7 protein-coding genes and 2 pseudogenes are annotated in these 7,455 nt (G+C 64.3%); 5 read left to right on the top strand and 4 right to left on the bottom strand.

Annotated elements, in window-relative coordinates; genetic code table 11:
• Nucleotides 1–71 (bottom strand): annotated as a pseudogene (locus tag GR167_RS20450) (GTP-binding protein); the annotation flags it as partial.
• 145 nt (nt 72–216) lie between these two features.
• On the bottom strand, nt 217–774 hold the full coding sequence (locus GR167_RS19910; protein ID WP_235916105.1) for a hypothetical protein: 558 nt from the start codon (nt 772–774) through the stop codon (nt 217–219).
• Nucleotides 775–896: 122 nt separating this feature from the next.
• Between GR167_RS19910 and GR167_RS19915 the strand changes: the two genes are divergently transcribed.
• Nucleotides 897–2,252 carry a cytochrome P450 gene (locus GR167_RS19915; protein ID WP_235916113.1) on the top strand — a complete coding sequence of 452 codons (1,356 nt, stop codon included), beginning with the start codon at nt 897–899 and terminating at the stop codon, nt 2,250–2,252.
• A gap of 117 nt (nt 2,253–2,369) precedes the next feature.
• Here the strand turns inward: GR167_RS19915 and GR167_RS19920 are convergent, their stop codons facing one another.
• A complete protein-coding gene (locus GR167_RS19920; protein WP_160975501.1) occupies nt 2,370–4,712 on the bottom strand; it encodes a DNA topoisomerase IV subunit A in 2,343 nt (780 codons plus the stop codon).
• A 146-nt stretch (nt 4,713–4,858) separates the two neighbouring features.
• Between GR167_RS19920 and GR167_RS19925 the strand changes: the two genes are divergently transcribed.
• The 3 genes from GR167_RS19925 to GR167_RS19935 all read left to right on the top strand — a co-directional run bounded on the left by GR167_RS19925 (nt 4,859) and on the right by GR167_RS19935 (nt 6,616).
• Nucleotides 4,859–5,689 (top strand): SDR family NAD(P)-dependent oxidoreductase, encoded by an 831-nt coding sequence (locus tag GR167_RS19925; protein WP_160975502.1) that lies wholly within the window; start codon nt 4,859–4,861, stop codon nt 5,687–5,689.
• 146 nt (nt 5,690–5,835) lie between these two features.
• Complete coding sequence (locus GR167_RS19930) at nt 5,836–6,039, top strand: twin transmembrane helix small protein (RefSeq protein ID WP_160975503.1); 204 nt, start codon at nt 5,836–5,838, stop codon at nt 6,037–6,039.
• Nucleotides 6,040–6,043: 4 nt separating this feature from the next.
• Nucleotides 6,044–6,616, top strand: a complete 573-nt coding sequence (locus tag GR167_RS19935) for a cob(I)yrinic acid a,c-diamide adenosyltransferase (protein WP_160975504.1) — start codon at nt 6,044–6,046, stop codon at nt 6,614–6,616.
• A gap of 19 nt (nt 6,617–6,635) precedes the next feature.
• Here GR167_RS19935 and GR167_RS19940 read toward each other — a convergent pair whose 3' ends face one another.
• Nucleotides 6,636–7,133, bottom strand: a complete 498-nt coding sequence (locus tag GR167_RS19940) for a GyrI-like domain-containing protein (RefSeq protein ID WP_160975505.1) — start codon at nt 7,131–7,133, stop codon at nt 6,636–6,638.
• 233 nt (nt 7,134–7,366) lie between these two features.
• On the opposite strand from GR167_RS19940, the pseudogene GR167_RS19945 reads away from it, so the two are divergent.
• Nucleotides 7,367–7,455: pseudogene (locus GR167_RS19945) on the top strand (electron transfer flavoprotein subunit beta/FixA family protein); the annotation flags it as partial.

Raw genomic sequence — 7,455 nt, forward strand, 5'->3', positions numbered from 1 at the left:
CCGTGGTCAACGTGGCCGATCGTGCCGATGTTAACGTGCGGTTTAGAACGCTCAAACTTTTCCTTTGCCATCTTTAAAAGGCGCCTCGTGTTTGGGGGCCCCTGCGGCCCGGGTTGGTCATCGCGGGCCGTTTATTGGTTTTGGAAAGGAAAATCAAGCGCTGCATTGTCGCCGCCCCCCCGCCAAACGCCATATTTCAGCGGCTTTGGGCGGGTTTCACTCCGCAACTGCCCCCTGCGGGGCAAACCAGCCCTCTTCTTCCTGTTTTTTCACCAGATAGTTTTGAATCACCTTGGCCGCGTTGCGGCTGAGATTTTGCATCTGAACCTCTTTCGACTGGGTCAGCCCCGAACCCAGCACGGTCTCTCCCGACAGGGCTTCCATGATGGTGAACTGTTCGGGGGTTTCGTTCAGCTTGGCGCGCTTGGAATCGTCCCAGACGGTGAAATTGATGATCAGCACCGATTTCGGCGATGCCACCACCGGAATCCCGGGCTGCGCCAGCACATAGCCTTCGACCGAGGTGGCGAAATGATACAGCCGCTCGCCCTCGTAGCGGCCGAACCTCTCACCGATCGCCGCGGTCAGCGCCGCCTGCCATTCCTCTTCGCTGGCGTCGCGCGACAGCGGCCCCTTCACCACCTTGGGCGCGATGACGATATCGTGGCCCAGCCGGAAATCGCCCAGCCCGACCGGCGCCTCGTCCAGGTCGTTGGCATTGGTGCAGGCGGTGACCAGCAAAAGCGCGATCAGCGCGGCGAAACGGGACAGCATGGGCAACTCCTTCTTCTGCCGTTGACATGGCATAGACCGCCGCGCCGCGCCGCGCAATCCGCGCGCGCCGCTTTGCCGCCGGGCCCAGGGCCACCTATATTGACACTCACAGGAGGCCCGCCATGCATCAGACCCCGCCGATCCCTGTCCGCGTCCCGCTGGTGCGCGAACCGATGAGCATCCTGCAAAGCCTCAACGCCGCGCGGCGCAACGTGCTGTCGATCATCCCCGACATCGCAACGAAACAACCGATGGTCAGCGGCAGGACCGGCAAGCGCTGGCACATGGTGATGGACCCCGACGCGATTCGCCGCGTGCTGCTGGACCGGCTGGACGATTACCCGAAATCGCTGGTCACCAAGAACCTGCTGCGCCCGGCGATCGGCGAATCCCTGTTCGTCGCCGAAGGGGCGCATTGGCGCTGGCAGCGGCGCGCCGCCGCCCCGGTGTTTTCCCATCGCAACGTGACCAACCTGGCCCCGATCATGACCGCCGCGGCGGAACGCGCCTGCGCGCGGGTGGCGCAAAGCGGCCCCAGGGCGGTCAACATGGCCGACGAAATGGTCCGCGCCACATTCGACGTGATCGGCGACGTCACCTTTTCCGGCAGCGGCGGTTTTGACCGCGATGCGGTGCACCGCGCCATCGACAGCTATATCGCGGCGGCGGGGCGGGTTTCGCTGTTCGACATCCTCGGCCTGCCCGACTGGGTGCCGCGCCCGGCGCGGCTGGTCTCGGGCCGCTACCTGGCCGAGATGAAGCGCTTCGCCGATGCCAGCATAGAGGCGCGCCGCAGCGAGGGCCACGCGGGCGTGCCCGACCTACTGGACCTTCTGTTGCAGGGCGAAGACCCTGAAACCAAGCGCCGGATGTCCACCGGCGAATTGCGCGACAACCTGCTGACCTTCATCGTGGCGGGGCACGAAACCACGGCGCTGACGCTGTCCTGGGCGCTCTACCTCGCCGCCTTCGACCAGCAGGCGCAGGACAAGGCCCGGGCAGAGGCGCAATCGGTGCTGGGCTCCCGCGCCGCCAATGCCGACGACCTGGCGGAGCTGTACTATACCAGGATGATCGTCGAGGAAGCGCTGCGACTTTATCCACCTGCCGGAATGGTGTCGCGCACCGCGCTGAAACCCGACACGCTGGGCGGGCGCGAGGTGCGCCCCGGCGACACGGTGATCCTGCCGATCTACGCGCTGCATCGCAGCCACCTGCACTGGGACGATCCCGATGCCTTCCACCCCGACCGCTTCGCCGACCGCAAGGCGATCCGGCGCTACAGCTACCTGCCCTTCGGCGACGGGCCGCGCATCTGCATCGGCGCCAGCTTCGCGCTGCAGGAGGCGGTGATCATCCTGTCCACCCTGCTGGCCCGGTTCCGCTTCACCCCGGTGCCCGGGCGCGATCCGGACCCGGTGATGATCCTCACCCTGCGCCCCGAAGGCGGGGTCTGGCTGCAGGCGGAAGCGGTCTAGGGGCCCCCTTAGCTTCTCCTGTTTTCAAATATCCCCGCCGGAGGCAGCCCCGAGGCGGAGGCCGCAGGCCGGAGACGAGACAAACATGCGCGCCGAAGGCGCACAATTTCGCAACGCTTAGCTGAACTTGAAGCTGCGCGGGAAGCCGTAGGGCGGCTTCTTGCCGACGCCGGCGCGCTTGCCCAGCCAGTCGGACATGTCGGGTTCGTGCCGCGTCTTGCCGCCGCCCATTTCCCAGCTCAGCCCCTCGTCCCAAGTGAAGGTGGTGATGTCCGACAACCCGCCATCGAGTTCCAGCGTGCCCTGGCGGCCGCGCGCCATGTTGTATTTCTGCAGCCGCACACCCTTGCCGCGGGTCATTTCCGGCAGCTCGGCAACCGGGAAGACCAGGAACTTGCCGTTCTGGCTGACGATGGCGACGTGATCGCCCTCCACCGGGCGCACGATCTGCGCCTTCACCTCGTCCTTGACGTTCAGCACCTGTTTGCCGGTGCGGGTCTGGGCCAGAACATCGTCCTCGGTCACCATGAAACCATTGCCGTCGGTTGCCGCGACCAGCAGCTTGCGACCGGGACGGTGGATGAAGATGTCGATGATCTCGGCCTCGTTGGGCAGATCGACCATCAGCCTTAAAGGCTCGCCCATGCCGCGCCCGCCGGGCAGGTTGGAAGCCTGGATCGTGTAGAACCGCCCGTTGGAAGCAAAGACCAGCAGCTTGTCGGTGGTTTCCGCGTGGAAGATGAAGCGCGGCCCGTCGCCATCCTTGAACTTCAACTCGCGGGTCAGGTCGATATGGCCGGTCATCGCGCGCACCCAGCCCATCGTTGAGCAGACCACGGTAATCGGTTCACGGTCGATCATCGCCTCCAGCGGCACCTCTGCGACCTCGACGGCCTCGGCGAACTGGCTGCGCCGGGCGCCGCCCGGGTAATCGCGGCCGAACTGCTTGCGGGTTTCCTTCAGCTCTTCGCTGATCTTCGCCCATTGCAGTTCTTCGCTGCCCAGCAGCGCCAGCAGCCCTTCGCGTTCCGCCAGCAGCGCGTCGCGTTCGCGGTTGAGCTCGATCTCCTCCAGCCGGCGCAAGCTGCGCAGACGCATATTGAGGATCGCCTCGGCCTGGACCTCGGACAGCTCGCCCTCGCCCGAACTGGGCAGCGGCGAAACGTAGTCGGCCTCTGACGTGGCGCGGGCGCGCTTGAGGCCCCAGTTTTCCGCCATCAGCGCGTCTTTCGGCGCGTCGTCATAACGGATGATGTCGATCACCCGGTCGAGGTTCAGGAAGGCGATGATCAAGCCTTCCAGCACTTCCAGCCGGTGATCGATCTTTTCCAGCCGGTGCGTCGAGCGGCGCTGCAGCACGTCGCGGCGGTGATCGAGGAAGGCGCGCAGCACTTCCTTCAGCGAACATACCTTCGGCGTCACGCCGTCGATCAGCACGTTCATGTTCAGCGAGAAGCGGATTTCCAGGTCCGAGCTGCGGAACATCATGTTCATCAGAACCTGCGGATCGACGTTTTTCGACCGCGGTTCCAGCACCAGGCGGATATCGTCGGCCGATTCGTCGCGTACATCGGCGAGGATCGGCACCTTCTTGGTCTGGATCAGCTCGGCGATTTTTTCGATCAGCTTGGATTTCTGCACCTGGTAGGGGATTTCGGTCACGATGATCTGCCAGGTGCCGCGCCCCAGATCCTCGACCTCCCACTTGGCGCGCAGGCGGAACGATCCGCGCCCGGTGCGATAGGCCTGAGCGATGTTTTCGCGTGGCTCGACGATCACGCCGCCGGTGGGGAAATCGGGGCCGGGCACGTAATTCAGCAGGGTCTCGTCGCGCGCATCGGGCGTCTTGATCAGGTGCAGGCAGGCGCCGATCAGTTCCTCGATATTATGCGGCGGGATATTCGTGGCCATGCCCACCGCGATCCCCGCCGCGCCATTGGCCAGCAGGTTAGGGAAGGCGGCCGGCAGCACAACCGGTTCGCTGAGCGTGCCGTCATAGTTTTCGCGGAAATCGACCGCGTCTTCGTTCAGCCCGTCCAGCAGCGCCTCGGCGGCGGCGGTCATCCGCGCTTCGGTGTATCGGCTGGCCGCCGGGTTGTCGCCGTCGATATTGCCGAAGTTGCCCTGGCCGTCGACCAGCGGGTAGCGGACGTTGAAATCCTGCGCCAGGCGCGCCATCGCGTCATAGATGGCGGCGTCGCCATGCGGGTGATAATTGCCCATCACGTCGCCGGAAATCTTGGCCGATTTCCGGAAGCCCCCGTTGGAGGACAGCCGCAATTCGCGCATCGCGTAGAGAATGCGCCGGTGCACCGGCTTCAGCCCGTCACGCGCATCGGGCAGTGCCCGGTGCATGATCGTACTCAGCGCATAGGTCAGATAGCGTTCGCCAATGGCGCGGCGCAGAGGCTCGGCCACTTCCAGCGGGTCCATGTTGGGGTCTTCGGTCAGATCGCTCATAGATGCTGTGTACCCCTGCCGCGCAGGCGCGACAAGAGCATGGCGTCGCCAATTCGCCGCATATGCGGCCCTTCCGCAACCGCGGCGATTGAACCCACGGGGCAAATCGCCTAGCTCTTGTCCGGCAACGGAACGAGGGCGGGACCTTGGCGAAATCCATTCTGATCACGGGCTGTTCCTCGGGCATCGGCTATGACGCGGCGCATGGGCTGAAGGCGCATGGCTGGCGCGTCTTCGCCGGCTGCCGCAAGCAGGAAGATTGCGACCGGCTGGCGGCCGAAGGGCTGGAAACGGTGCAGCTGGATTACGCGGATGAGGCCAGCATCGAACAGGCGCTGGCGCAGGTGCTGGCGGCCACCGGCGGCACGCTGGACGCGCTTTACAACAACGGCGCCTTCGCCTGCCCCGGCGCCGCCGAGGACCTGCCGCGCGGCGCGTTGCGCGCGATTTTCGAGGTCAACGTCTTCGGCGTGCACGACCTGACCCGGCGTGTAATCCCGGTAATGCGGGCGCAGGGGCACGGGCATATCATCAACTGCTCCTCGATCCTCGGGCTGGTGGTGGCGCCGTGGCGGGCCGCTTACAATACCACCAAGTTCGCGCTGGAGGGGCTGACCGACACGCTCAGGGTCGAAATGCGCGACACCAATATCAAGGTGGTGCTGATCGAACCGGGGCCGGTGACGTCGAAGATCCGCAAGAACTCGGTCCCGCATTTCGAGAAATGGATCGACTGGGAAAACAGCCCCCGCGCGGATCAGTACCGCGACAAGCTGCTCAAGCGGCTCTATGACGACAGCGGCAAGACCGATTTCTTCGAATTGCCCGCCTCTGCCGTCACCGCCAAGCTGATCCGCATCCTGGAAAGCGACAATCCCCGGCCGCGCTATTACGTGACCACACCGACCTATCTGATGGGCGGGCTGCGGCGGATCCTGCCGGCCCGCGCGCTGGACTGGCTGCTGGCCAAGGGCTGAGGATCATCGCGCCGGGTCCGGCGCGCCTCGCGCGGCCGGCCGTCAGGCCAGAGGTCAATCGTGCTGGGCGCCGCGACCAAATTAACCGTTCGCTTTTGCCGCCCATGCCATTACATGAGGGGGAGCAATCAAAAGGACCATGCCGGATGAAGGACGATCCGCTTTTCTACGTTGTCGCTGCCGCCTGCCTGGGCGTGGTGGTGATCCTGATGATCGGGATTGGCGGTTTCGCCAAGGGTGGCGATTTCAATCGCAAATACGCCAACAAGATCATGCGGCTGCGAATCGCGGCGCAATTCGTGGCGGTACTGCTGATCCTTCTGTTCGTCTGGCTGCGGCGCGGGGGCTGATACGATGGTTGTGCTGAACAAGATCTATACCCGGACCGGCGACAAGGGCGACACCGCTCTGGGCAACGGCACCCGGGTGCCGAAACATTCTCCGCGCGTCGCCGCCTATGGCACGGTGGACGAACTGAACGCCACGCTGGGCCTGGCGCGGCTGCATGCCGAGGGCGACATCGACGAGGCCCTGGGCCGGATGCAGAACGACCTGTTCGATCTGGGCGCCGACCTGTGCCGCCCGGAGATGGAGAAAGACAAGGACGCCGAATACCCGCCGCTGCGCATGGTCGAAGCCCAAGTGGTCCGGCTGGAATCCGAAATCGACGTGATGAACAAGAACCTCGAACCGCTGCGCAGCTTCATCCTGCCGGGCGGGTCGCCGCTGTCGGCGCACCTGCACCTGTGCCGCACAGTGGCGCGCCGGGCCGAAAGGCTGTCGGTGGAACTGGCCAGCATCGAGGATGTGAACCCGGCGGCGGTGAAATACCTCAACCGGCTGTCCGACTGGTTCTTCGTCGCGGCACGGCTGGCCAACGATTACGGCCGCGCCGATATCCTGTGGGTGCCGGGCGCCAACCGCTGATCCGCGCGCCCCGCCCCGCTCAGGTCTTTTCCGTCACCGGCAGCCAGACCTCGAACACCGGCAGGGATTTTTCGCTAAGCTTGTAACCCGGATAGCATTCGACGACTTCGCGGTCGTCCAGCTGCCAATCGCTTTGCGGCAGCCAGTTCAGGATCGCCGCGTCGAAGGCCTGCGTCATTTCGGAATAGGACCCGGTGAAGCGGAACACCGCATAGCGCCCGCCTTTCAGGGTCACCGCATGAAACGGCGGCCGTTCCGATTCGTCTGGCTCGGCGGCCAGGCCCGCGATGTAGAAGAACCGGTCGTAATAGGAAAACGTCGCGCCCGGCGGAACGGTTTGGAAAACGCCGTAGGTCGTCGCCCTGACGCCCTGGTGAATCGGCTGCCGTTCGGTTTGCAGCAGCCACCACAGCTTGGGAATTTCGCCCCGGGTATCAAGGCAATACTCCCCGCCAAGGCCAATGATGGCCAGCTCCGGCATGTCGACGATTTCAGGCGGCGGAACAATGAACATCATGGTCTTCTCTTTTAACCGGATACGACCCCGGCCCACCCTTTTCTAGCTTTGTTCTGTCCCTGACCTGATTTTTTCCATGAACTTCGGCCCCGAAACCGAAGAACGCGACGTCGGTTGGCGCTAACGTGACGATTTTGCCCTGTTTCCGCGCCGCGCAAGATTATAACAAAGGGCGGATAGTATTCGGGGGAGTCGTTTCGCGCCCCCTAAACACCTGAAGGGAGACCACGCAAATGAAGGTGCTTGTACCTGTCAAACGTGTGATCGACTACAACGTGAAAGTCCGCGTTAAGGCGGATGGCAGCGGTGTCGATCTGGCCAA

Origin of the sequence: Thalassovita mangrovi, assembly GCF_009857745.1 — a bacterium.
In the GTDB taxonomy this organism is placed as follows: Bacteria; Pseudomonadota; Alphaproteobacteria; order Rhodobacterales; family Rhodobacteraceae; genus Thalassobius; species Thalassobius mangrovi.